Annotated in this window: 19 protein-coding genes; 8 read left to right on the top strand and 11 right to left on the bottom strand. The window is 71.2% G+C overall.

The window, feature by feature from the left end; all coding sequences use genetic code 11:
• Positions 1–69 precede the first annotated feature (69 nt).
• The 3 genes from ACH4LD_RS26695 (at position 70) to ACH4LD_RS26685 (ending at position 3504) form a co-directional block, all read left to right on the top strand.
• On the top strand, positions 70–1296 hold the full coding sequence (locus ACH4LD_RS26695; RefSeq protein WP_398056654.1) for a cytochrome P450: 1227 nt from the start codon (positions 70–72) through the stop codon (positions 1294–1296).
• A gap of 138 nt (positions 1297–1434) precedes the next feature.
• Positions 1435–2448: a 2-hydroxyacid dehydrogenase gene (locus ACH4LD_RS26690; protein ID WP_398056655.1), complete on the top strand. Its 1014-nt coding sequence runs from the start codon at positions 1435–1437 to the stop codon at positions 2446–2448.
• Between the two features lie 402 nt (positions 2449–2850).
• The gene (locus ACH4LD_RS26685) at positions 2851–3504 is read left to right on the top strand and encodes a sugar O-acetyltransferase (protein WP_398056656.1); all 654 of its coding nucleotides are present in this window, start codon (positions 2851–2853) and stop codon (positions 3502–3504) included.
• Here ACH4LD_RS26685 and ACH4LD_RS26680 read toward each other — a convergent pair.
• On the bottom strand, positions 3492–4025 hold the full coding sequence (locus ACH4LD_RS26680) for a hypothetical protein (protein ID WP_398056657.1): 534 nt from the start codon (positions 4023–4025) through the stop codon (positions 3492–3494). The two genes, ACH4LD_RS26685 and ACH4LD_RS26680, sit on opposite strands and share 13 nt — an antisense overlap.
• 283 nt (positions 4026–4308) lie before the next feature.
• On the opposite strand from ACH4LD_RS26680, the gene ACH4LD_RS26675 reads away from it, so the two are divergent.
• Positions 4309–5076 carry an acyl-CoA thioesterase gene (locus ACH4LD_RS26675; RefSeq protein WP_398056658.1) on the top strand — a complete coding sequence of 256 codons (768 nt, stop codon included), beginning with the start codon at positions 4309–4311 and terminating at the stop codon, positions 5074–5076.
• Positions 5077–5439: 363 nt separating this feature from the next.
• Here the strand turns inward: ACH4LD_RS26675 and ACH4LD_RS26670 are convergent, their stop codons facing one another.
• Complete coding sequence (locus tag ACH4LD_RS26670; protein ID WP_398056862.1) at positions 5440–6456, bottom strand: PP2C family protein-serine/threonine phosphatase; 1017 nt, start codon at positions 6454–6456, stop codon at positions 5440–5442.
• Between the two features lie 556 nt (positions 6457–7012).
• Here ACH4LD_RS26670 and ACH4LD_RS26665 point away from each other — a divergent pair.
• Positions 7013–9451 (top strand): SpoIIE family protein phosphatase, encoded by a 2439-nt coding sequence (locus ACH4LD_RS26665; RefSeq protein WP_398056659.1) that lies wholly within the window; start codon positions 7013–7015, stop codon positions 9449–9451.
• Positions 9452–9457: 6 nt separating this feature from the next.
• On the opposite strand, the gene ACH4LD_RS26660 is transcribed toward ACH4LD_RS26665, so the two are convergent.
• The 5 genes from ACH4LD_RS26660 to ACH4LD_RS26640 all read right to left on the bottom strand — a co-directional run bounded on the left by ACH4LD_RS26660 (position 9458) and on the right by ACH4LD_RS26640 (position 18443).
• Complete coding sequence (locus ACH4LD_RS26660; protein WP_398056660.1) at positions 9458–12436, bottom strand: glycoside hydrolase family 2 TIM barrel-domain containing protein; 2979 nt, start codon at positions 12434–12436, stop codon at positions 9458–9460.
• Between the two features lie 98 nt (positions 12437–12534).
• Positions 12535–15264 (bottom strand): alpha-mannosidase, encoded by a 2730-nt coding sequence (locus tag ACH4LD_RS26655; protein WP_398056661.1) that lies wholly within the window; start codon positions 15262–15264, stop codon positions 12535–12537.
• Between the two features lie 35 nt (positions 15265–15299).
• Positions 15300–16157 carry a carbohydrate ABC transporter permease gene (locus tag ACH4LD_RS26650; protein WP_398056662.1) on the bottom strand — a complete coding sequence of 286 codons (858 nt, stop codon included), beginning with the start codon at positions 16155–16157 and terminating at the stop codon, positions 15300–15302.
• Entirely contained in the window at positions 16154–17101 is a 948-nt protein-coding gene (locus tag ACH4LD_RS26645) for a carbohydrate ABC transporter permease (protein WP_398056663.1), read from the bottom strand. Before ACH4LD_RS26645 ends, ACH4LD_RS26650 begins: the two co-directional genes overlap by 4 nt.
• A 7-nt stretch (positions 17102–17108) precedes the next feature.
• Complete coding sequence (locus tag ACH4LD_RS26640) at positions 17109–18443, bottom strand: ABC transporter substrate-binding protein (protein ID WP_398056664.1); 1335 nt, start codon at positions 18441–18443, stop codon at positions 17109–17111.
• A gap of 266 nt (positions 18444–18709) precedes the next feature.
• Here ACH4LD_RS26640 and ACH4LD_RS26635 point away from each other — a divergent pair, with 266 nt between their 5' ends.
• Positions 18710–19708, top strand: coding sequence for a LacI family DNA-binding transcriptional regulator (locus ACH4LD_RS26635; RefSeq protein ID WP_398056665.1), 999 nt, complete (start codon positions 18710–18712; stop codon positions 19706–19708).
• A 231-nt stretch (positions 19709–19939) separates the two neighbouring features.
• Here the strand turns inward: ACH4LD_RS26635 and ACH4LD_RS26630 are convergent, their stop codons facing one another.
• Positions 19940–20860 (bottom strand): LysR substrate-binding domain-containing protein, encoded by a 921-nt coding sequence (locus ACH4LD_RS26630; protein ID WP_398056666.1) that lies wholly within the window; start codon positions 20858–20860, stop codon positions 19940–19942.
• A gap of 135 nt (positions 20861–20995) precedes the next feature.
• Between ACH4LD_RS26630 and ACH4LD_RS26625 the strand changes: the two genes are divergently transcribed.
• Positions 20996–22198: a diaminopropionate ammonia-lyase gene (locus ACH4LD_RS26625; RefSeq protein WP_398056667.1), complete on the top strand. Its 1203-nt coding sequence runs from the start codon at positions 20996–20998 to the stop codon at positions 22196–22198.
• Positions 22192–22812, top strand: coding sequence for a LysE family translocator (locus ACH4LD_RS26620; RefSeq protein ID WP_398056668.1), 621 nt, complete (start codon positions 22192–22194; stop codon positions 22810–22812). Before ACH4LD_RS26625 ends, ACH4LD_RS26620 begins: the two co-directional genes overlap by 7 nt.
• Positions 22813–22888: 76 nt before the next feature.
• Here the strand turns inward: ACH4LD_RS26620 and ACH4LD_RS26615 are convergent, their stop codons facing one another.
• The 3 genes from ACH4LD_RS26615 to ACH4LD_RS26605 form a co-directional block, all read right to left on the bottom strand.
• Positions 22889–23314: a VOC family protein gene (locus tag ACH4LD_RS26615; RefSeq protein WP_398056669.1), complete on the bottom strand. Its 426-nt coding sequence runs from the start codon at positions 23312–23314 to the stop codon at positions 22889–22891.
• Between the two features lie 379 nt (positions 23315–23693).
• Positions 23694–24374, bottom strand: a complete 681-nt coding sequence (locus ACH4LD_RS26610; RefSeq protein ID WP_398056670.1) for an SMI1/KNR4 family protein — start codon at positions 24372–24374, stop codon at positions 23694–23696.
• Positions 24375–24715: 341 nt separating this feature from the next.
• Complete coding sequence (locus ACH4LD_RS26605) at positions 24716–25483, bottom strand: hypothetical protein (RefSeq protein ID WP_398056671.1); 768 nt, start codon at positions 25481–25483, stop codon at positions 24716–24718.
• Between the last annotated feature and the right edge of the window lie 139 nt (positions 25484–25622).

The following is a 25622-nucleotide window of genomic DNA, read 5'->3' as shown; positions in this document are numbered from 1 at the left end:
AATCCGGGTATACACCCCTGGACAGTGACAAACACGTACATACGGTCGCTGCCTGTTCCGGGAGGCACGATGAGCCAGCAGCCAGCCCTTCTCCCTTACGCCGACCCGGCCTTCGTGGCGGATCCCTTCCCCCTCTACCGACGGCTCCGCGAGGAAGGCCCCGTCCGCCGCGCGATCATCGCCGGCGGCCTGGACGCCTGGCTGGTCACCCGCTACGAGGACGGACTCGCCGCCCTGTCCGACCCGAGGCTGAGCAGCGACGTCCGTGACGCCTCGGATCCCCGCCTCGTCGAACAGCTGCCCGAGTTCGAGCGGGAGTCGATGGTGAGCACCATGCTGCGCTCCGACCCGCCCGACCACACCCGGCTGCGCCGCCTGGTGTCGAAGGCGTTCACGGCACGCCGGGTCGCCGGGCTGCGGCCCCGCATTCAGGAGATCACCGACCGGCTCCTCGACGCGGTCGTCCCCACCGGCCGGGCGGAACTCGTGACGGACTTCGCCCTGCCGCTGCCGGTCACCGTCATCAGCGAGCTGCTGGGCGTACCGGTGGACGACAGGTACGACTTCCAGCGGTGGACCGACGCCATGCTGGTACGCGGGGAGAGGATGCCCGACCCGGCCGTGGTCGACGAGGCGTGGCACCAGATGCGCGCCTACGTGACGAAACACCTCGAAGCCAAGCGTGCCCGGCCGGGGGACGACCTTCTCAGCGCGCTGATCGACGCCCACGACCAGGAGCAGCGGCTGAGCCACGACGAGCTGATCGCCATGACGTTCCTGCTGCTGGTGGCGGGCTACATCACGACGGTCAACCTGATCGCCGGCGGCATCGCCGCGCTGCTCGCCCACCCCGGCCAGCTCACCCTCCTGCGGGAGCGCCCGGAACTGCTGCCGGACGCCATCGAGGAGTTCCTGCGCTACGACGGCCCGGTCAGCCCCGGCATCGCCCGCTTCGCACGCGAGGACGTCGAGATCGCCGGCGTGACCGTCCCGCGCGGCGCGACCGTGCTCATCGCGTCCGCGATCGCCGACCGCGACCCGGCACGGTTCCCGGAGCCCGACCGGCTGGACATCACCCGCCGGGACAACGCTCACCTGGCCTTCGGGCACGGCATCCACTACTGCCTGGGCGCGCCGCTGGCCCGGCTGGAGGGCCAGGTCGCCATCGGAACGGTCCTGCGCCGCCTGCCGGACCTGGCCCTGGCCGTGCCGCCGGCGGAGCTCATCTGGCGCCCCGGCGGACTCCGCGGTCCGGCGCGGCTGCCCGTCACGTTCACCCCCGGCCGGCTGGGCTGAGCACCGCCGGTCACTCCCGTCCACCATGGTCGCCCCGAGGCCGATGGCCCGGCTGGACGGTCCCATCGGCCCCCTGCCCCGTCGCAGTCGCGACCTACGGTGGCCACGAGATCACCCGAAGCTACGGGAGAGGACCAGGTGGAGATCATCGCGTACGGCGTCCTCGCCGACGAGGAGCCCCTGCTGCGAGAGGCGTTCGACAAGGCCTTCGCCGACCGTCACGAGCTGCGGTGTCTGGGGCTCTTCCTGGACCGGGACACCGTGCCGACCGCGCTCGGCCACGAGGTGGTGATCAGCGGCGTCAACGACACCCTGGACGCCGAGGTGCTGCGTGCCCTGGCCGAGGGCGGCACCAGGATGATCGCCCAGCGGTCCACCGGCTACAACAACATCGACCTCGGTACCGCCCGGGAACGCGGCCTGTCGGTGGCCCGGGTCTCGTACTACTCGCCGTACTCGGTGGCCGAGTTCGCCTGGACCCTCGCGCTCGCGGTCGACCGCCGGATCGTCCGGGCCGTGCAGCGCACCCGGGAGTTCGACTTCCGGCTCGACGGGCTCATGGGCCGGGACCTGCGGGGCCGCACGGCCGGGGTGGTGGGCACCGGGAAGATCGGCACCGCGTTCGCACGGATCGCCCACGGCTTCGGCATGCGGCTGCTCGGCTGGGACATCGCCGAGCAGCCCGACTGCCTGGCCCTCGGCATGGAGTACGTGCCGCAGAGGCGGCTGTTCGCCGAGGCGGACCTGGTCAGCCTGCACGTGCCCCTGCTGCCCGACACCCACCACCTCGTCGGCGCCGAGGCCCTGGCGCTGATGAAGGACGACGCCCTCCTGATCAACTCCAGCCGGGGCGGTCTCGTGGACACCGACGCCCTCCTGGAAGCCCTGCGGGCGGGGCGGCTGAGCGGCGTCGGGCTCGACGTGTACGAGGAGGAGGCCGGCGTGTTCTTCCTGGACAAGTCGCTGGAGGTCATGACCGACGAACGCCTCGCGCGGCTGATGACCTTCAGCAACGTGCTGGTCACCTCGCACCAGGCGTACTTCACCAAGGACGCCGTCGGCCAGATCGCCGAGACCACGGTGGCCAACGTCGAGGACTACTTCGCGGGCCGGACCAGTGACAACACGCTGGTACGGCCCGTGACGGCGTGACACGCGGTCTCGTGCGCGGATTTGGCCCCCGCTGGTCCGCCGCCCCGGGAGTGGCGGACCAGCGCCTGCGAAGGCGCCGTCGCGGGGTAACCGGAACCTACGCTTCCAGTCGTTCGCGACGGAAGACCTGAGGGTGTGGTCCGCCTCACACCCACCGGATTGACCCGTCGGCGACGCGCTGACCGGGGGAGACGTACGCGATCACGGCAGACCCGGCGTGGCAGCACACCCGCTCGTCCCACTGTCTGGGCGAGCACTGCGCCCCGCACTCGCCGCCGCCGAACATGAAGCGAGAACACCGCGGTCGCACGGTCGACGCGCGCGTAGGCTCTGGACGTGCACGGCCGGCCATGGTGGCGTCGGGCCGGTGCCCGAGGGGTCGGACGAGGGGAGCGTTCCGCGGTGACGCAGGCTCACGAGGAAGAAGTGCTGGACCGGATCGCCAGGGGGCTGGTCTACACGGAGTCGGAAGCGGCCTTCCAGGCCCCTCGGCGCCGCACGGAGGAGATCTTCGAGTACAACCACACGCCACCGAGCCAAGCCGAGAAGCGCCGTGCGCTGCTCGTCGCGATCTTCGGCTCGGTCGGTGAACGCACGGTGCTGCTGCCGCCGTTCCACGCCGGCTTCGGCAGCAACGTCCACATAGGCGACGACTTCTTCGGGAACGTGAACCTCACCTTCGTCGACGACGTGGACATCCGCATCGGCGACGGCGTCATGATCGCGCCCAGCGTCACACTGACCACGACGGGACACCCGGTGCACCCCTCGCGACGCGCCGACTTCGGCCGGTTCTCGGAGCCGATCGTGATCGAGGACAAGGTCTGGATCGGCAGCAACGCGGTGGTCCTGCCGGGTGTCCGCATCGGATACGGCTCGGTCATCGGCGCGGGCAGCGTCGTCAGCCGCGACATCCCCCCGATGACCGTCGCGGTCGGAACGCCGTGCCGGGTGGTCCGCCCCATCACCGAGGAGGACCTCACCACACGCACGACGGGGCATCGGTCCGCCGCCGGGTGCCACCCCGGGACGGACGGCCGTTCTCATCGCCCGTAGGAGCTCCCCCGGCGCAGGGGCCCGACGTCGGCGTGGCGGCCGGGGCGCAGGGCGGCGTGCCGTCGGCCCGGACCGGGACCGTCGCCGGCCGCGAGCCGGTCCGCGACGGCTCCGGTGACGAAGGCGTAGACGGTCTTGTGCAGGACGTCGAGCACGAGTTCAGCGCGGGGCCAGGTGGCGGGCGGAGCGCCCACCCCGGTGGCGTTCTCCAGGATCTGGTCGTTCGTGAGACGCACGACGGCGAACTTGGCGGAGGCGAGCGGTCCGCGCAGACCCGCCTGTGCCATGACCGAGCGCAGCACGCCGAGCGCGGCGGCCTGGCCGTAGTGCATGGCCCAGTTGACCGGCAACGGCTGTGTGCCGGAGCGTTCCGGCAGGCCGGTCAGGCGCTGGAGAACGCGCGCGGGCACATGGGAATCGGGCCGGCCGGTGAGCGCCTGCTCGGCCTTCTCCCCGAGAGTCATCACGACCCCACCGGCGATACCGGCGACCGAGCCCTGCCACAGCGCGCGCCTGATCATGCCCCGACGAGTACCCGAGAGGACCGCGCTCACCCACCCGGGGCGGCCGGCCGACCGCTCCGCCCGGGAACGGGATCGTCAGGACGTCCGCCGCCCACCCGTGTGACCGGTCCGGCTCCCCGTGCCCCGTCAGAGCGGCACGGCAGACGAGTCCAAAACCAAACTTACCTACTCCCAAGGGGTCGGCATGCCCGATTCAGCTCCACGCCACGTCAGCACCCCCCCGGAAACCGGAACCGCCAGGGGCCCTGCCCCCGAGGTGTGGCCCGCGACCGACGGCCCCGTGCGTATCGACGGCTCCTGGACGTCCTGGTCCGGCGCCCACGGCGGATACGTGGCCGCCCTGACGCTCGGCGCCCTGCGCGACTGCCTCCCCGGACGGACCGGTCACCCGGTTCCGGTCCGCACCGTGGGCGCGCACTTCCTGGCCCCGGTGGACCAGCAGCCACTGCGCTTCGCGGCCCGGGTCCTGCGCGAGGGGCGCCGCACATCCATGTCCGCCGTCACCGCGTCCCAGGGCGGCGTCCCTGTCCTGACGGGTTCCGCGGTGTTCGGACGGGGCGGCAGCGGCCCCGCCTACACCGACCTGCCCGCGCCCGCCGTACCGCCCCCCGGGGACTGTCCGCCCTTCGCCCTCCCGGCTGACCTGGCACTGTTCGCCTCTCACCTGGAGATCCGGCCGGCCACCGAGGCCCGGCCCCTCGGCGGTGGAGAGCGCGCCGAACTCCTGGCGTGGATACGCTTCGCCGACCGCAGGCCGCTGGACGCCCGGTCACTGGTGGTCCTCGCCGACGCCCTTCCGCCCGCGCTCTTCGCCCTGTGGACCGTGCCGAGGCCCGTGCCGACCGCCGAACTGACCGTGCACTTCACCGACGCCGTGGACGCCGGCCTCACCTCGGACTGGGCCCTGGTCCGTATCCGCACCGAGCACGCCGGCGGCGGCTGGGCCATCGAGAACAGCGCGCTGTGGTCCACCGACGGCCGACTGCTCGCCCTCGCCCGCCAGGCGCGCGCCGTACGTGAGGGGTCCGGCACCCCACGGCTGGGCTGACCTCGAAGGGGCCGATGCCGCATGTCCCCGACCGCGGGGAAGTGTGTGAGCCGTGGCATTGCCATGCCGCGCGACAAACCATCACGATGAGGTGATTACGGACGTCAAGGAGAGCAGTCCCTCATGGGTGATCATGTGCACGTGCGGCTCAGCCAGGGCTTGAGTGTGTCGGAACAAGGTGAACTGATCGAGCACTCGCGCTGCCGGTGCGGGGCCACATGGACGAAGGTCTTCGAGGCCGACGGCGAGGATCCGGACCGCCCGAGTTCTTCCTGACCCGACGCGGGGGCCCTTCCGGGTCGGGGGGCCATGTGCACGCCAGACACCGGGGCGGAGGGCCGTCGTCGCTGGTGGTGTCGCTGGTCATGCGGTCGCCTCCGGTGCGGGTCCGGTGACGCTCGCCGGGACGTGGCGGGAGCGGGCGGGGGACTGTACGGCCACCATGGCGAGGTCGTCGTGCAGGCGCGGGCCCGCATAACCGCTCAGGTCCTTGCTGATGTCCTGCAGGAGGTCGTGCGGACACTGCCACGCCCAGGTGGCGGCGCGTTCGAGGACGGGGTAGAAGCCCCCGGTCGCGTCGCGGGCCTCGATGAGCCCGTCGGTGTAGAGCAACAACGTGTCCCCTGGCGAGAACGCGAAGGTGGCGAGGGGGAATTCCTCCGCCGTGCTGCCGGCCAGGCCGAGCGGCGGAGCGGGTCGGGTCACGGGCAGGGCGGTCACGGGGCCGCTTCGGTTCACCAGAGGCGGGGGATGTCCGCAACTGACGATCCGGACGGTCTCCTCCGCGTCGGGAAGTTCGACCAACAGGGCTGTGATGAAGCGCTCGGCGCTGTCGGACGCCAGCTCGGCCATCTCGTCCAGGTGTCTGCGGACGCTGCGCTCCAGGGCGGCCGCCAACTCCGGGAGCGTCGCGTGCCGATGGGCCGCCTCGCGGAACGCGCCGAGCAGGGCGGAGGCGTCCTCCAGGGCGGGGAGACCCTTGCCGCGGACGTCGCCTACGAGGATGCGGGTCGCCCGGCCGGTGCGGGCGGCGGCGTACAGGTCACCGCCCACCTGGGCGTGCGCGGTGGCCGCCCGGTACGCCGACGCGATGCGCAAGGAGCCCAGTCTGCGGGGGAGGGGCCGCAGCAGAACCCGTTGGGCCGCCTCGGACACGGCCCGTACCTGCGTGAGTTCTCTCAGGTCACGATCGTGCAGGGCGCGAGCGACGATCACCGAGGCGGAGACGGCCAGCAGGGCGCCGATGTGAAGGGGCAGCAGAGGCGAACGCACCAGCCCGTCGTGCCAGTCGGCGACCACCACAGCCGCGCTGGCGACGATCGCTATGACGACGGTGTACGGGGTCCGCGCGACTGCCGCGGTGAAGGTGGGGGCGGCCACCAGGAGGGGTGAGAGGTGAACGGCGAGCGGGGCGAAGGACGCCGCGAGGGTGATCGCCGCGATCAGCAGGAGAGGTAGGGCGACCTGGGCTCGGGCCCCGTTGACAAGGGGCCTGCCGGTACCTGGGGGACCGAGCCGGAAGCGATGTCCCCACCGGTGCCGGGGCGCCCGCCACGGACGGCCCTCCCTGCCCTCCGTACCCGGTGCCGGGACACCGCGCGAAGGAGATTTCATGAGGGGTCCTGTGAGGGCTCGGACCTCATGGGCGCCCGGGAATCCCTGGCGATGCGGCCGAGCCGTTCCGACGCGTGGATCACGGATCCACCGTCCTTACCGTATTCATGGCACATTCTTGCCGTATTGCGAGAAATGGTTTCCGCTATGCGGACTCAAATGTGCGACGCCCGACGGCGCGAGTCAAGCGCCTGGCCCGCATCGTGGTCTGCCGTGCGCGCACCCCATAACACCCCGGCTCCTTCATGACAAGACTGTACGCATTCGTGAAGTTTGAAGTAGCTTCATGCCACTTAAGTCATCTGTCCATAAAGGTGATGATTTGGAGAGGCAAAGGCAGCAGGCCGAAAGCCTGCCGTCCCACGCGTGCATCCTGGCCGCCGCTCGCGCGGTGGGCCGGGGAGCGTCCCTGCTGTGCGCCCTGCTCGGTGCGGTGGGCCTGTCCGGTTGGATCTCCGGCATCGCGGTACTGAAGGGCGCCCTGCCCGGCGGTACCCCGGCCATGAAGCCGAACACCGCCGTGGCCCTCCTCGCGGTCGGTCTTTCGCTGTTCCTGGCGGCTCGCGGGCCCATGACCCGGCAGACGACCGCCGTGGCTCGCGCGGCCGCGGGCCTGGCCGCCCTGATCGGCGGGCTCACCCTGCTGGAGTACGTCACCGGGACCGGCCTCGGCATCGATCAGCTTCTCTTCGGCGACGACAGCGTCCGGCTGGTGACCGGGGCGCCCGGACGGATGGCACCGAGCGTGGCCGCGGCGCTGACGCTCGCAGGCGCGGCATCCCTGGGCCTGAGCATGCGCCGACTGCCCGCCTGGGCGAGCCAGATCTCGGGCCTGTCCGTCCTCGGCCTGGGCCTGCTGCGCCTCTACGGACTGGCCTACGACGCACCCGAGATGGAACGGTTCGGCGCCTACATGGCCCTGCCCACCGCGCTGGCCCTGGTGCTGGTCGGCATCGCCGCGTTCCTGGCCCGGCCGGACGAGGGCCTCGCGGGACTGCTGATGAACGCGGGCATCATGAGCCCGCTGGGGCGCCGGCTGGTCGCCACCAACCTGATCGTCCCCCTGCTGCTGGGCTGGGCCGTCCTGGCCGGTCAGGACGCCGGGCTGTACGGAGGGCGGCTGGGTACGGCAGTTCTGGTGTGGGGACACGTGACCGTCTTCACCGTGGTCGTCTTCGTCACCCTGCCCGTGGGCCGCCGAGTCGAACTGGCACACGCCCGGGCCGAATGGCAGGTGCGGCAGAACGAGCTGCTGCAGGCGTTCATGGACCACACGCCCGCGACGGTGTTCATCACCGACCTGGACGGCCGCTTCCTGGCGGTCAACTCAAGGTTCGAGGAGAACACCTGCCTGTCGTACGAACAGGTCCTGGGCCGGCGTGCCGAAGACGTTCTGCCGGCCGACCTGGCCCGCCATATGAGCTCCGACGACTTCGGCACGCGGGTGTGCGACACCGCCGTACAGCGGGAGGAGCGTCTGCTGCTGCCGATAGGCCCCCGGGACGTCCTCACCACGTTGTTCCCGCTCACCGACCCGACCGACAGACCCTACGCCGTCTGCGGTGTGGTCATCGACGTCACCGAACGGGTCGCGGCCCAGCGCGAGGTCCAGCGGTCCCACCAGCGGTTCCGCGCGCTCCTGGAGTCCGCACCCGACGCGACCCTCATCACGGACGGCGACGGCAGCATCGTCATGGCCAACGCACAGGTGCAACGGCTCTTCGGCCACAGACCGGACGACCTCGTAGGCACCAAGGTCGCCGACCTGGTGCCCGGCGCCCGGCGCCGCCGACACAGCGCGCTGCTGGGCGCCTACCTGCGACGGCGTGATCCGCAGCCGATCGTCCTGGACCGGGACCTGTACGGCTTGCACCGCGACGGGGCCGAATTCCCCGTCGAGGTCAGCGTCAGCACCCTCCAGGACGAACAGGAGGCCGTGATGTTCATGGCCGTACGGGACATCACGGAACGCCGACAGACCGAAGCGGAACGAGCCGGACGCTACGAGCAGCAGCGACGCATCGCCTACACCCTGCAGCACAGTCTCATGGGCGAGCCGCCCCGGCTGCCGCACCTGCCCAGCGCACACCGTTACCTGGCGTCCGTGCAGGACCCCGGGGTGGGCGGCGACTGGTTCGACATCATCCCCCTGGACGCCCACCGCACCGGCATCGTGATCGGCGACGTCATGGGCCGGGGCCTGGAAGCGGCGGCCGTCATGGGCCAGCTGCGCGCCGCCTCCCACGCACTGGCCCGTACGGGCATACCGCCCAGCCGGCTCATGACCGGCCTGGACGCGTTCGTCGGTGACCTGGCGGACCAGCTCGTCACCTGCGTCTACCTGGTGATCGACCAGGAAGCCCACGAAGTCACCCTGTGCTCGGCCGGACACATGCCGGTCATCGCCCGGCCCCCTGACGGGCCCGCCCACCGGCTGCCGGCACCGGTCGGTGTGCCGCTGGGCGTCAACGAGCTGTCCGGCGCCGCGGTGCCGTTCGAGGAGACGACCCAGCCGCTGCCCCCGGGCAGCACCGTCGCGCTCTACACCGACGGACTCGTCGAGAGGCCCGGCACCGACATCGAGGTGCAGATCGATCTCCTCACCCACACCCTCGACGGCGTGTTGAAGGACGCTCCCACCGACTCGGACACCCTGGACGCGACCGCGGCCCACCTGGTCGGCAGCCTCATCCCGGACACGGCCACCCACGACGACGACGTGACACTGCTCCTGCTCGGGCTGCCCGCACCCCAGCAGTGACACCGTTCAACGGCTCGCCGCGAAGCGCAGTCTGATCGTTCGGGCCTCGGGACGAAGAGCGAACCCGGGCCGCACGTCCGGTCCGCAGGAGCGCGAACCGAGTCCGTGCTGGGCCGCATCGATGATCAGGTGGCTCGTCGTCGACTCGGGAAGCTCGAACGGGTGCCTGGCCCGGGCGGTCTGCCGGGGGGTGTGGCGGCTGAGGGTGAAGCCCGGACGACGCCCGGCCCTGTCCGGGACCGCCTCGACGCGCAGCACCTCGGTGCCGCCGCTCAGCAGCGTCAGCCGGCGCAGTCCCGAGCGGTGCCCGGTCTCCTGGGGGCGCGCGTAGCCGACCGAGAGGTCGCGGACGCCCGCGGTGAAGCGACCAGCGCGCGCCGCACACAGGCTGTCGGGATAGGACTCGAACGGACCGAGACCGAACCACTCGGCGCCGTCGACCGGAGCCGTGCCGTCGGGAAAGCCGAAACGGATCCCGATCCGTGGCCACACCGTGCGCCAGCCTCTCGACGGCTCGATCTCCACGAGCAGTTCCAGCCCGTCGTCGTCCAGGGACCAGACGGACTCCACCGTCACCGAGGAGGCGGAGCCCGCCGCGGCGACCTTGTCGACCGTGCGCAGGGACCGCGGGGCCTGCTCCACGCACACGCGTCGCGTCATCAGCCGGTCCAGGCCGTCGCGGCGCCACAGATCGGCGTGGGACACCCCGGCGATGGCGGCGTCGCTGTCCTCGACCCGGTCGGACGCACTCTCGTCGTTGTCGGTCGGTGCCCGGAACAGTTCCAGCCGTGGGCCCGTCACGGCGCGGCCGGCGAGTCGTACGAGGGATCCGTCGACGAACTCGGCGATCCCCAGCGTCAGGGTCCCGTCTCCCGGCCGCCAGTCGGTCCGGGGCCGGCCCGCCGGAACGGTACGAGGTGCCGAAGCGTCCCGTTGGGCCGTCGCGATGACGTGCCCCTCGGGAGCCCAGGCCGTTCCGGCCGCCAGCACCGCGTCGACCGTGAGCCATGTCTCGGCGTCCCGCGACACCCGGACCGGTGGCAGCGGCACCCGCGCCGAGTCGCCCGGCCCGATGAGCGGGACCTCCAGGTCACCACTGTCCACGGGCACCCCGTCGTGTTCGACCCGCCAGCGGAAGCGCAGGTCGGAGGTGTCGGCGGAGTGCCGCAGGTTCGTGATCGTGACGCCGTCGTCGCCGAAGCCGAAGCGGATCGGCTGCACGACCGCCTTGAACTCGTGGAGGCCGGGCGTCGGCACGTCGTCGCTCAGCAGCATCCCGTCCATCACGAAGTTGCCGTCGTGCACCACCTCCCCGAAGTCGCCGCCATAGGCGTAGTACGGCGTTCCGTCCGGGGCGGATGCCAGGATGCCGTGGTCACGCCACTCCCAGACGAAACCGCCGTGCACGCGCGGGTACGCGTGCACCAGTGCCTCGTACGCGTCGAGTCCTCCCGGCCCGTTGCCCATCGCGTGCGCGTACTCGCACAGCAGGAACGGCTTGGCGCGCTGGCGGGCGCTCTGGGCCGGAGTGCAGTGCGCCAGCGTCGAGCGGGCCCCGTCGGCGCCGATCCGCTCGATCTCCGGCACCGACGCGTACATGCGTGAGTAGACGTCGGTGTACTCGCCGGTGTGGTCACCTTCGTAGTGCACGGGGCGTTCGGTGTCGCGGGCGTGGACCCACGCCGACATGGCGGCGAGGTTGCTTCCCGTCCCCGCTTCGTTGCCGAGCGACCAGATCACGATGCTGGGGTGGTTCTTGTCCCGTTCGACGGTGCGCTGGATGCGGTCGAGGAGCGCCCCGCGCCACCGCGGGTCGTCGGAGGGATTGCCGGCCCAGTCGGCGTCTTCGAAGCCGTGTGTCTCCAGATCGCATTCGAGGACGACCCAGAACCCGAGTTCGTCGGCGAGGTCGAGCAGCCGTGGATGCGGTGGGTAGTGGCTGGTGCGGATGGCGTTCACGTTGAACCGCTTCATCCGGGCCAGGTCCGCTCGGGCGTGCTCCTCGTCGAAGACGCGCCCGCGCTCGGGGTGTGCCTCATGGCGGTTCATCCCGTGGAACACGACGCGGCGGCCGTTGACCAGGAACCGGTCGCCCCTGATCTCGACCGTGCGGAACCCCACGCGCAGGGAGATGCTCTCGGCGGCCGTCGACACGATGGCGTCGTAGAGGCGGGGCCGTTCGGCCGACCAGGGCTCCACGTCGGCGACGCCGAAAGGGGCCACGTCGGCGGGCGTCGTCCAGACCTGCTCGACACCGAGTTCGGGGATGCGCAGGGTGACCGGGAACGCCGCCGCCTCGGCCGTGACCTCGGGGTCGATGCGTCCGCGCCCGTCGTCGATTCCCGTGCGCAACCAGACGTCCTCGATGCCTCCGACAGGCCGGGCGATCACGGTGACGTCCCGGAAGATGCCCGGCAGCCACCACTGGTCCTGGTCCTCCAGGTAACTGGCTGCCGACCACTGGTGCACCCGTACGGCGACGACGTTGTCGCCCGGGCGCACCGCTGAGGTGACGTCGAACTCGTGGGCGAGCCGGCTGCCGCCGGCGCTGCCGATCTCCACGCCGTTCACCCACACCCTGAAGAACGACTCGACCCCGTCGAACCGCAGCACGACGCGCTCGGCGTCCGACCAGTCGGTGGGCAGGCCGAAGTGCCGCCGGTAGTCGCCGGTGGGGTTCTCGTCCGGCACGTGGGGCGGGTCGAGCGGGAACGGGAACCGGATGTTGGTGTAGAGAGGCCGGCCGTAGGCTCCGTCGCCCTGGAGCACCCAGTGGGAGGGAACGGGGATGCTGTCCCAGCCGTCGTCGTCGAACTCCTCCGCCGCGAAGTCCTCGGCCGCCGACGCCGTGGGCGACAGACGGAACCGCCACGGACCGTTCAGCGACTGGGAGGGAGCGTCGGAGTGCAGCCACGACCGCGCGGGACGCAATGCCCCGCGTCCGGGTGCGAGGTCCTGGACATGGGCGGAAGGTCTGGAGGACAAGAGGTCACAACTCTCTCTCGACTGCGAGTGTGCGAGTGTGCGGGCGCTGGGTAGCGGGCTCTGGGTGTGTGGGCGCGTCGAGCGCCGGCGGCGACCGGTCAGCGCACCCTGACGGTGCGGATCTCCCAGGGGGCGAGGTCGAGTCCGAGCCCGTCGCGCACCGGCGTCCCGGACAGGGGCCTGCCCAGCAGGTCAACCGTGGTGGCTTCCGTGAACGGGCCGGTGACGCGGACGTACGACCCCGTGTCGCTCATCGCTGTCAGCCGGATCTCGGTACCGGCTCCGCGATCGGCGTCGGTGACCCGGCGAACGGCCGAGACGAGGACGTTCGTGCCGTCGACCCGGATGCCGGTGGCGTCCGGGGGCAGGTCACCCCCGGCGGGGGCGGTCCCACGGGTGACGAGGACGTCGTTGCGGAACTCCTCGGCGCGCGCGACCGCCTCCGCACCCTCCCAGCCGGCCGCAGAGGGCAGCACCGCGAGACGGTTCTCGATGCGCATGCCCAGGTCCTGTGCACCCGGTGCGGGGATCTCGCTCGCCGCGGGCTCGTCACGGAGAGGATGGATGTTGACGCTGATCGAGCCGATGGCGCGCAGCAGGGTCAGGGCGAGTTCGGAGCCGCCGTCGACGAGTTCGTACTCACTGGAGTGGGCGAGCAGGACGTGTGCGGCGCCGGCCGACACGAAGGTGCTCGCGGGGAAGGTCGGGATCGGGAACTCGCCCCAGCCGCCTTCGGCACTGAGTCCGCGTTCGGTGACGGCGAACTGCCCGGCGGAGGCCGACGTGTCCACGGGTTCGGGCAGCGGCACGTGGAAGCGCAGCCGGTGGTCGGCGGACTGGTTGAGGAACGCGGTGGAGACACGGACGAACGGCTCTCCGGCACGCACTTCGACCAGCGTCTCGACCGGAGTCGGCACGGTCCGGCCGCTGCGCAGGTCGCGGTCGCAGGAGAGCTCCGCGGGCCACTCGTAGACACGGGTGACGCGCGCTCTCGAACGCAGCGGGCCGCTCTCCAGGAGCTCGACGCCGATCTCCGCGGGCTCCGACACGAGCACGTCCCGGGCCGGAGGAGCGTAGTTGTAGCTGTCGCCGCGGTCACCGCCGTCGACGAGCCGGCCGACCCCGCTCAGCACGGTGCCGTCGGCTCCGGTCACCTTCAGCGTGCCGTCTTCGGCGACTTCGACCTCGACCAGCCCGTTCGACAGTGTGCGGGCCGTCGCCGTCGCCGGTGCGGGTGTCGCCGCGGGGGCGGCAGGCCGCTCGCTGGGCGCGACCCGGAAGCTCGCCAGCCCGCAGGCGGGGACACGCACGGGCACCAGCGCGGTGGCGCGCGCCTCCTCCAGCGTCAGCACCCGCCACTCACCCGGATGCGCGGCAGCGGCGGCGGCGACATCGCGGCGCAGGATCAGCAGGTCGAACGGTCCGCTGGTCGGCACCTCGGCGAGGTGGAAGACGAGTGAACCCGGGGTGAGTTCGTAGCGGTCGATCAGCCGGCCGAAGAGTTCCCGGCGATGGATCCGGCGCAGCACGCGTTCGAGCTGCGAGGCGTCCACGCGTTCGTCGCTGAGTACGGTCGGGGCCTCGGAGATCAGTTGCACGGGGCGTTCGCAGCCGTCCGCGGTGGTGGCGACCAGGGTGGTTCCCCGGGGCGGGGCCGCGACCTCCACCTCGACCAACGCCTCGCGGGGGAACGGCAGCGGATTGGCGGCCAGGTGGCCGTCGCTCGGCACCAGGGCGGCGGGCTCGGCGAGGGCCGCGTCCCGGACGGCGCGCGCGATCTGCGCGGCTTCGGCGAGCCGGGCCTCGACCTGGGCGCAGGTCTCGTCGGTGCCGGAACCGACCACCGAGTCGTGGGCCGTCGACTCGATGATCTTGTGCCAGGCGAGCGAGAGGAACGGCGAGTCGTCCCGCCCGGACCACAGCGCGTTCACCCGCTCGGCATGGTCGATGGTGCGCTCGGCCACGGCCATCCGCTGCTTCAGCCCGAGCCGGACGGACAGCACGCCCGGCAGGATGTTGCCGCGCACATGACTGCGCAGTTCACCGGTGACGACGGTGGTCACCTCGTCGCGGATGTGCACGCGGACGTACTCGTCGAGTGTGGCGAGGGTGATGGCGCGGTCCGGGCCGGCCGCTCGCCGCAGCCAGGCCGCGAGCCGCGGGTCGGGCGCCGAGTGGTCGGTGCCGGCCATCGCCAGCACCGGGTCGTCGCCCCATCGCCGGGCCGTCATCTCCGTGTACTCGCCGAGCGCGCGGCCGATCCGGTCCGGTACCAGCAGGAGGTCGAGGCCGTTGTCGTAGCCGTCGAAGAGGAACTCGGTGCGCACTTCGGAGCCGTCGGGAGCACGCCAGCGGAACGCGTGGCCTTCGACGGCACCGGGCACCCCGCGCCACAACGCCGCGTGCTCGATGCCGGCACGGGCCAGGATCTGCGGCATCTGCGCGATGTGGCCGAACATGTCCGGCAGATAGCCGATGGGCGTCGCCCCGCCCAAGCGCTCGGCGGCCGCCCACCCGAGCTGGAGGTTGCGGACGATGGTCTCGCCGGAGCAGAGGAACTCGTCGAGCAGGATCAGCCACGGCCCGATGGCGAGCCGGCCCTCCCCGACCAGGGCCGCGACACGATCGCGGTTCTCAGGACGCATCTCCAGGTAGTCCTCGACCGCGGCCATCTGACCGTCGACGGTGAACCGGAAGTCCGGGTCCGCCTCGGCCGTCTCCAGCACGGTGTCGAGGGCGGTGACGAGCCGGTGCCGGAACACCTGGAAGGGCTCGTACCACTCACGGTCCCAGTGGAAGTGGGGCACGAACACGGCCGGTTTGGGCATGGCGGCAGACACCTTCTGTGCGTGGGGGACGGACGTCACTTGAGGGATCCGGCGGCGAGCCCGGTGCGCCAGAACCGCTGGAGGAGCACGAACACGATGATCACGGGCACGATCGACACCAGCGAGCCGGTGATCACGGACTGCTGGAGCAGCGGAGCGCGCGCGGTCTGGCCGTTCCACTCGTACAGGCCCAGCGTGATCGGGAACAGGGACTCCTTCTGCAGCATCACCATCGGCAGGAAGAAGTTGTTCCAGATGGCCACGAACTGGAACAGGAAAATGGTCACGAGGGCCGGTGTCATCAGTCGGAACGCCACCGAGAAGAACGTGCGGAACTCACCCGCGCCGTCCAGCCGCGCCGACTCGATCAGCTCCTGCGGGACGGCCGCGTTCGCGAAGACGCGCGCGAGGTAGACGCCGAACGGGCTGACGATGCTGGGCAGGAACACCGCGAGACAGGTGTTGACGAGCCCGGTCGCCGAGAACAGCAGGAACAGCGGCAGGGCGAGCGCGGTGGTGGGTACGAGGACGCCGCCGAGGACGACGGAGAACAGCACCTCCCGGCCGCGGAACCGGAACTTGGCGAGGGCGTAGCCGCACAGAGCGGAGATCAGGGTGCCCACGGCCGCGCCCAGCACCGCGTAGACGACGGTGTTGAGGGCCCAGCGGCCGAAGACGCCGTCGCTGCGGGTGAACAGGACGCGGAGGTTGTCCAGCAGGTGGAAGTGCGAGAACACCAGCCCGTTGGTGGAGGCCAGGTCGCCCTGCGGCTTCGTCGCCGCGACGACGAGGAAGTACACGGGCAGCAGGAAATAGACGGCCAGGAGGAGCATCAGGGCCATGGCGGCCGTACGGCTGACGCGGCTCTCCCGGATCACGGAGGGGTTGCTCACAGTCCGGCCCTCTTCGCGGTCAGTCGCATGAACCCGAAGCTCAACACGAAGGTGATGACGGCGATGACCACGGAAACGGCCGCGGCCTGCTGGTAGTTGTTCCCGGAGGCCACCGTGTACGCGAGCATGTTCGGCGTGAAGGTGCTGGAGATGTTCGAGGAGATCTGGCGCAGCACGGCCGGCTCGGCGTACAGCTGGAGCGTGCCGATGATCGAGAACACCGAGGTCAGGACGATCGACGGAGCGATGATCGGCACCTTGACCCGCCACGCGATCGTCCAGTTGCTCGCGCCGTCGATCTTCGCGGCCTCGTAGAGCTCCTGCGGGATCGACTGCAGCGCCGAGAACATGATCAGCATGTTGTAGCCGGTCCACAGCCAGGTGGAGACGTTGGCGGTCGACCACAGCACGGCGCCCGGACCGAGGAAGTCCGGCTTGAGGCCGACGCCGTTCAGCAGGTCGACGACAGGGCTGAGCTGGGGCGAGTACAGGTACGACCACATGATGGCGGCGATGACTCCGGGCACGGCGTACGGCATGAACGCGGTGATGCGGAAGAACGCCTTCAGCTTCAGCAGCGGAGTGTCCAGCAGCAGCGCGATGATGAGAGCGACGCCCAGCATGACCGGCACCTGCACGACGCCGAACAGCCCGATGCGGCCGATGCTGGACCAGAACTCGGTGTTCCGCAGCACCTGCGCGTACTGCTCGAAACCGCCGAAGGTGGTGTACGAGGTCCCGTACTGCCCGCCGGTGCGGCGCACCACCCGGAGGCTCTGCCAGAGCGCGTAGCCGACGGGCACCAGGTAGAACAGCAGGAACGGCAGGAAGAAGGGGGTCAGGAACGCGGCCACGGTGCCCGCCCGGGGCCCGCCGCCGTGGAGGCGGCGGCGGACGCGGGTCGGCGCCGCCACGGATGCCGCGGGGGCTGCGGTGTCGGTCATGCCGCGGTCACTTGCCCGCCGTGACCGGGATCGCCTGGTCCTTCATCGACTTCAGCGCGGCGTCCTGGGCGGCCGAGAGCGCGTCGGTGAGCGTGCCGTCGCCGGCCGCCGCCTTGGCCATCGCGTCCTGCAACGCCAGGTTCACCGTCTTCTGCGTGGGACCCCAGGCGAAGCTGGTGTCGATCTTCTTGGACGAGTCGGCGAAGACATCGAAGATCTTCTCGTCGCCGTAGTACGGAACGCCCTTCGTCAGCGAGGGGAGTCGGAGCCCGGCCGTGGCGGCGGGGTACAGGCCGCCCAGCTTGTTCTCCATGGCGAGCGCCTCCGGATCGGTGTTCAGCCAGGTGTTGAACTCCACCGATTCGTACAGGTGCTTGCCGCCCTTCATGAACGCGACGGTCGACCCGCCCCAGTCACCGGACGCGCTGTTCGTCCCCCAGGTCGGCATCGGGACGACCGACCACTTGCCGGCCTGCTTGGGCAGGTTGTCGCGGAACATGCTGTAGCCCCAGGCGGCACCGACGTAGCTGGCGATCCGGTCCTTCTGGTACGCGGCGTACATCTGCGTCGAACCGTTGGCGAGGTCGGTGCGCACGAGCTTGCCGGAGATCAGCTTCTGCCAGTACGCCGCCACCTGCCTGCTCCGGTCCGAGTCGACGGTGACCTGCCACTTGTCGTCGGAGTAGCCGTACATCTTCGCGTCGTTCTGCCAGAGGAGCCCGTTGAACCACTCGGCGTTGTTCGGATCGAAGAACGTGATGGCGAGGTCGGGGTCCGCCTTGTGCAGCCGCTGTGCCGCGGACGCGTACTCGTCCCAGGTCGTGGGGATCGCGATGTGGTACTTCTCGAAGAGGTCGCGGCGCACGAAGAGGGCCATCGGGCCGGTGTCCTGCGGTAGGGCGAACACACCGGTGCCGCCGAAGCTGGTCTGGGACCAGGTCCACGGGACGAACTTCGACTTGGCGGCGGTGGCTGCCTTGCAGGCCGAGGCGTCCACGAAGGCGTTCTGGGTGCGCAGGTTGGGGAGTTCGTCGTAGCCGACCTGCGCCAGATCGGGCGCCTTCCCCGCCTTCAGAGCGTTTCCTATGGTGCCGTACTGGTCGTTGGAGATGTTCTTCGTCTCGACCTGGATGTCCGGATGCCGCTGGTTCCACAGGTCCACGACCTTGTCCATGCCCGGAACCGTGTTCCAGTACTGGAGGGTGACCTTCCCCTCGGCGGGCGTGCAGGCCGCTGCCGATGCCTCGCCCGACGGAGCGGGCGAGGAGCATGCGGCGAGTACGGCGACACCGGCTGCCGCGGCGACGGTGGCGAGGCGGGTGCGCATGACTGTGCTGCTCATGTTTTCCGTTCCCGAGAACGACCGGCGACTGGGGCCGGCCGGGTCGACGTTGACTCACTCAGGCGGGATGCCGCGGTGGACATGGACGGGCGCGACGGTGACGGTTCTGGTCCCGAACACCGTGGCGAGAAGGGGGCGAGCTGCTGTAACTTCCGTCCGTGAGCGTTCACGGGAACGTTCACGGGCGCTGTGAAACGTTCGGAAGTGTGCGCTCGGGTGCGGTTGAGTGTCAAGACTCTCGGATCACGATGGGGAGGTGAGCGACAGTGCCGTCCGGGACCGAGTCCCGCAGGGTGACGATCCATGACGTCGCCCGCGCAGCCGGGGTGTCCCGGCAGACCGTGTCACGCGCGCTGAACGACAAGGGGGAGATCGACGGCTCCACCAAGCAGCGTGTGCTCGAAGCCGCGCGGACGCTGGGATACCGGCCGAGCCGGTTCGCCAGGGGGCTGGTGCGCCAGGACACCATCAGCGTCGGTCTCGTGATCCCCGACCTGCTCAACCCGTTCTTCACCGAGGTCGCCGCGGCGGCGCTGGAGGCGGCGCGGGCCCGCGGCTGGCACGTCCTGGTCTACGACACCGCGGACAGCGCACAGGAGGAGCTCGGCACACTCCAGGTGATCGCCTCCCAAGTGGACGCGGTCGTCGGCTACTTCAGCCGGTCCGAGAGCGAGATCGAGCAGTGGACCCGGGGGCTGCCGGTGGTACTCATCGACCGGGGCGAGGACGCCGAACGCTTCAGCTCCATCCGGATCGACGGAAGGGACGGGGTCAGGGCGGCCGTCTCCCACCTCGTCCAGGCCGGGCACCGGCGCATCGGCATGCTCGACCACGCGGCTCGGGCCGAACCGAGCGTCCGGCACGCGTGGTTCGCCGACGCGCTGACCGCCTGCGGACTCGGTGAAGCGCCGGTGTGCCGCGCGGAGCAGAGCGTGGAGGGCGGTGAGAGGGCGCTGGAGAACCTGCTCACCCGGCATCCCGACGTGACCGCCGTCTTCGCCTTCAACGACGTCATCGCCATCGGCGCGCTCCGTGCCGCGCGCCGGACGGGACGCCAGGTGCCCCGCGACCTGGCCGTGATCGGCTTCGACGGAGTGAAGCTCGGCACCCTGGTCGAGCCCCCGCTGTCCAGCGTGGCTCTGGACATCCGCCGGCTCGGAGCACTCGCCGTCGACCAAGCGGCCCGCCTCCTGACCGGCGACAGCCCCCTCGCGCCGGACGACCTCGTGGCGCGCGCGGAACTCCGGCTGCGCGAGTCCACGTAGGGCCGCCAGGAGGCCGGTCAGCGAACGTCGGGGCGGAGCGCACCTCCGCCCTCGTCACGGTGATCATCCTCTCCCGCGGCCACTCCGTCCGAACGCGCGGTCGTGTTCCAGCTGGTGTTCGTCGGCGCTGATGTCCAGGCCCACTCGGCCGGGAACGCGGAGCACCCGTCCTGCCGCTGCCCCCTCAGCCACTGCTCTGCCATGCCGTGCATCCCCCCGGCAGCGGTTCCCTCAGGCGCGGTCGGAGCGCAGGCCGACCGCTCGGAGGAGGGCCTTCCGGCACGCCAGCACGGCAGGGTGCTGGCCGCGGCCGCGGCGTACCACGGTGAAGACGCGGCGCGTGCGCTGGCCGCGGGGGAGCGGACGCAGCGTGACGGTCGGGGACTGCCCGGTCCAGACGAGGCCGGGCAGGAAGGCCGCGGCGTGCTTCTGCTCGACCAGGCGGAGGTGGAGCAGGAGGTCGGTGGTCTCGAACCGTACGTCCGGTTCGAAACCGGCGTCGCGGCACAGGGTCACGGCCCATTGCCGGGCGGCGGTGCCCTCGGGTTCCATCACCCAGGGGTGGTCGGCCAGGGAACGCAGCGCCGCGGTCGGGCCGTCGGCTTCCCCTGTCCCGGCCGGCGTCGGCAGGGCGAGGTGCAGGGGGTCGTCGAGCAGGTCTTCCTGTTCGAGTTCGGCGAGCCGCGGGTTGGGGTTGCCGGGGTACTCCTCAGCGAGGACCAGGTCGAAGTCGCGGGCCTGCAGCGCCGGCAGGGCCCTTTCCGGTTCCATGTGCGTGACGTGGACGCGCAGGTGCGGGTGCTGGTCACGCAGCAGGCCGAGCGCGGTCGGGACGAGGACGAGGGCGGCTGTCTGGAACGAGGCGACGCGCAGCGTGCCGGTCAGGTCGGACAGCGAGGCGGCGATGTCCGCCTCCGCGCGCTCCAGACGTTCCAGGACCGCTTCGGTGTGGGCGACGAGGATCTCGGCCTGCTCGGTCAGCCGTACCCGCCGTCCGACCGGTTCCAGCAGCGGGACGCCGACCTCGGTCTCCAACTGGGAGAGCTGCTGGGAGACGGAGGAGGGGGCGTAGGACAGGGCGGCGGCGACGGCCGCCAGGGTGCCGCGGTGCTTGAGCTCCCGGAGCAGGCGCAGTCGGTGCAGATCGAACATGGCACGCCCGCCTCCCCTCGTCCTCGCGGACCGGCAGCCGATCGGGGCCATGCACCCATCGGTCGGTTCTCCCGACGAGCATAGGTCGAAAACATTCGCTGGACCGATCATACGAGCGCACCGCACTCTGAACCTGTGCCTGACAACACTCGCTCCTCCCGTACGCTGCCGTGGTTCGCGCGCTCCGAAGCCCGTGCCTGGCGGTGTGAACCCGCGCCGGCCGAGGTGCGGGCCTTCCATTTCTCCCTGCCCGACTACGCGCCCACCCCGCTGAGCGAACTCCCGTCACTCGCGCACGCGTGGGGAGTCGGCCGGGTCTTCGTCAAGGACGAGTCGTGCCGTCTGGGGCTGCCCGCGTTCAAGGCCCTGGGTGCGTCCTGGGCGGTCCACCACATCCTTGCCGAGCGGGCGGCGAACGGCGGAGAACCGGCCCCGGTCACCCTCGTGACGGCCACCGACGGCAACCACGGTCGCGCAGTGGCCCGGATGGCACGCCGCCTCGGCCAGGAAGCCCACGTCTTCGTCCCGCAGGGCGTGCATCCCCAGGCCGTGGCGGCCATCGTCGCCGAACAGGCGAAGGTCACCGAGGTCTCAGGGCCGTACGACGAGGCCGTACGCCTGGCGGCCGAGGCGGCTGCCGCACCGGACACGGTCCTGGTCCAGGACACCGCCTGGCCGGGTTACGAGCGGATCCCAGGGTGGATCGTCGAGGGTTATTCCACCCTGTGCGCGGAGATCGACGAGCAGTTGACGGTCGCGGGGGTCACCGAAGGCCCCGACCTCGTGTCCATACCGGTGGGCGTGGGATCCTTGGCACAGGCCGTGGTCACCCACTACCGCAGCCGCCCCTCCGGGCACGCCCCGGCGCTGCTGTCGGTGGAACCGGAGAGCGCGCCGTGCGTCCTGGAGAGCCTCACCCGCGGCGCACCCGTCAGTGTCCCCACGGGCGGGACCACCATGGCCGGGCTGAACTGCGGCACCCCGTCCAGCATCGCGTGGCCCCCTCTGCGTGACGGTCTGGACGCCGCGGTCGCCGTCGCGGACGCCGAGAGCGCCCGCGCGGCCGGTGTGCTGGCCGCTGCCGGTGTCTCCTCGGGCCCCTGCGGGGCCGCGTCGCTCGCCGGTCTGCGCGCGGCGCTCACCGGCGTGGGGGCCGAGGAACGCCGTACGGCGCTGGGACTGGGGCCGTCCTCGGTCGTCGTGCTGCTGAGCACCGAGGGCACCGCCGCCAACCCGCACGCGGGCGCGAACAGTTCAGCCGGCCCGACGGGCTCTACCAGTCCAACCGGTTCGACCGGTTCAACCGGCTCGCCCAGGGGGCGGTCGGCAGCGTGCTGACCCACCTCATGGCGGCGATCGGCGTCCTGGGGCTGCTGACCATCGTGCCCGGCCCGGACATGGCGGTGGTGACCCGGCGCGCGCTCGTGGCCGGCCCCGGGGACGGGCTGCGTACCGTGGGCGGGATCGTGACCGGGCTGCTCCTCTGGGGGGCGTTGACCGTGGCGGGGCTCGCGGCCGTGCTCGCCGCTTCGCCCACGGCCTATCTGACCGTCAAGCTCCTGGGCGCCGGCTACCTGGTGTTCCTGGGCGCGCAGACGCTCTGGCAGCACCGCCGCTCGGCACCGGCCGGTCCGACGGATGCCGGTCCTGGCGCCGTGGGGAGCCCCTGGCGGACCGGCCTGGTCAGCAACGCCCTGAACCCGAAGATCGCCGTCTTCTACACCGGGCTGCTGCCCACGCTTGCCCCGCCTCGGCTGCCCGCCCCCTGGGCCATGACGCTCCTCGTGCTCCTCCACGCCACGCTCACCGTCGCCTGGCTGAGCAGTTACGTGCTCCTGCTGTCCAAGGCCGGGCGGGTCCTCCACAAGCCACGGATCCGCCGTGCGCTCGGGCTGACCACGGGCGTCGCACTGATCGGCCTCGGCCTCGCCGTCGCCGCCCCTACCGGCTGACCAGCGCCGGGAGGGTACGCGGGTACGCGGGTGTCGCCGGGTCGCAGGCCGGGGCTCGACGCCGCTCGGTGGCCTCCTACGGCCGGACGTAAGGACGCGTCATGATCTCCATGTTGTGGCCGTCCGGATCCGCGAAGTAGGCGCCACGGCCACCGAACAGACGGTTGATCTGGTGGGGCTCGGTGTGACGGGGGTCGGCGTAGTAGGTGACGCCGACCGTCTCCAGGCGGGTGATCACGGTGCTGAACTGGTCGTCGGGCACGAGGAACGCGTAATGCTGCGACTGGATCGGCTCGTCGCGCTTCTCGTAGTAATCGAGGGTGACGCCGTTGCCCAGGTCGACGGGAAGGAACGGCCCGAACGGTGCGCCGACCCTCAGACCGAGGATCGCGGCGATGAATTCGGCCGACAGTTGACGATCCGTGGCGTAAACGGCGGTGTGGTTCAGCTGGACGGTGGCCGGCGAGGCGACTTCGTGCCGACGCTGCTGATCATGTGGCATGTGTGGATGTGTCTCCGTGTCTTGGATCCGCTGTGGGGCGCCTCGTGCGGGCGCTGGAGGGAAGACACGGAGAAGTGGCGGGGCTCGCGCCCGCCTCGGGCTCACGCCGAGGCCGGGTGCCTCACTCGTGTATGGCCCATGGCCGACCCGGCAGTCACATGATCGACTCTAGTGCCTCACCGTCCGTCACGGCAAGGCGAATCCGTGGTCCGCGGACAGCCGGAGTACCGCCTGGTGGGCCGGAGTTCCGGCAGGCGGCACCTGCGAGCGTGTGCCGTCGGCCGGTCGCCGCCCGGAGGAAGGGGGAAGGCGGACGGCGACCGGCCGGCAGGTCGAGGCAGTATTGCCCCGGCTCCTCCCGTGGTGGCGGGGGAACGGCCTACGGCCTCGACAGAGCCGTACACTCCGCCTTCTCCAGCCAGTCGGTGTACCAGCGGGCGAACCTCACCGGCGTGCCGTCGTCGTCGAGGAGCGGGGCGAGGTCGACGTCGTCCACCCGGCAGTCGGACCAGATCGTGCCGCGGTGGCTGCCGCTGATGATCAGCCACTCCCTCTGGGCGCAGCCGAGGTGGGAGATCACGATCGCCCCGGCGGTGCGCTCCGGGGCGAACATGACGGCCTCCCACCGCTCGTCCCACGCCTCGATGGCGTCGTCGAAGTCCTCGATGGCGTCGAAGTCCTCCTCCTCGGGACGCTGGGCGAGAACACCGTTGAGCAACTCCGGGTCCGGACCCTGGTCAGGAAACGGCTCGGCGAGCGTCGACAGGTCGGCAAGGTCCGCGCCGTCACCCTCCCAACGCCAACGGCCCTGTACGCGACGGACCGGGAACAGGCCGTGGGCGGGGCCGGCCCCACCCGCGCCGACGTGGAGCAGGAACGCCCGGTACTCCTCCGGCAGCCGCACGCCCGCCTGAGCTTCCAGTTCGGCCAACTCGCCCGGGGTGAGCGGGTCTTCCAGGACCCACTTGTGCGTCAGTGCCCCGAACACCGCGCTGCCTCCGGGCCCCGCACCCGCCGCCTCGACCCGCCGTCGTACGTCCACCCACCACTCATCAGTCATGCGCTGACCGTACGTGCCGCCACCGACACCCAGGTCACGAGGCCCATGGTCACCGCGGGAACGGTCCGGTTCACGTGACGGCCCACCCGGTCGGCCGGCGAGGTGTCCCGGTACGAGGCGGCGACGCGGCCGGTCGCCCACCTGGCGGCCCCACGCGCACGCTCCTGCTCGTGTGGCGTCCGGCAGGAGTCCGGCTGGTGACGGCTCACGCACAGTGGCGGGCGGCCGGGATCAGCCCGGACGGGCGGAGCAGGGCAGTCAGGGGCTTTCCCAGCGGTCGCCGTGTGCGTGAGCGGCCACCGGACCAGGGTCGCGGAACCACCGACGCCGGCCGGACCCGGTCAGTGCACGCGTTCACCGCACACCGCCGGGAACAGGACGGCGCCGGGCGGTAGTTCGCCTGGAGGCCGTTCCCTCACCCGCAGACACGCTTCAGAGGAGCCGTCCGCAGGGGGGTATTCGAGGGTCACCTCGTCCAGTACGGCGATCTCGCCGCCGAGGTGCAGTTCCACCGCGTGCACACCGGCCGGGAAACGGCCGGCCAGGGTCCCGAAGGCTGCCGTGTCGTCGCCTTCGGCGACGCACTCCCGGACCTCGAAGCGCCAGTGCTCGGCCGCATCGGCGAGCAGTGCCCTGGTTCGCTTGCCCAGTCCGGTGAGGAGAGCCGCGCGGGCCCGCAGATGGTCGGCGATGGCGCAGCAGATCGGGACCGCTGTGCCGTGGGGCGTCGTCACTCGCGAGTACCCGGCGTGCGGATAGGACGACAAGGCCTCGTCGATCAGCCCCAACGCGGTGCTCCGCGCTGCCGGGTGCCCCTGCTCAGCCATCTCCAGCAGGAGAGGGGCCGCGACCGCAGCCGCCGGAAACACCGCCGCACTGTGGCCATGGACGATCCCGCCGCCACCGAGCAGTGAGCCGGCCTCCGCCGCCTCCACCAGGTTCGCCGCACCGGCCAGGGCCCGCAGACCCCGGGCGGCACGGGTCGGTTCGTACCAGTCGGGAGGGCCCGGTACGGCAGACCAGTCCACCGCATCGATCGCATCCAGCACGACAGCATCCTCGCAGGCGGCCAGGCCGTCGTACACCGAGGCGAGTGCGGTGACATCCACGGGGTGGTCCGTTCTCTGCGAGGGGAGCAGTCAGCGGGGTGGGGTGGGCCTGGACCGCACCCCCCCCCCCCCCCCCGCAACATTAGAGGCGGAAGTTTAATAGGGGGGCGCGGGGGCGGGTGCCCACCCGGTGGGGCAC

It is taken from the genome of Streptomyces sp. NPDC017676, assembly GCF_044329325.1.
Classification (GTDB): domain Bacteria; phylum Actinomycetota; class Actinomycetes; order Streptomycetales; family Streptomycetaceae; genus Streptomyces.
Note: the sequence above shows the minus strand (reverse complement) of the source record. Positions and strands in the feature narration are given on the sequence as shown.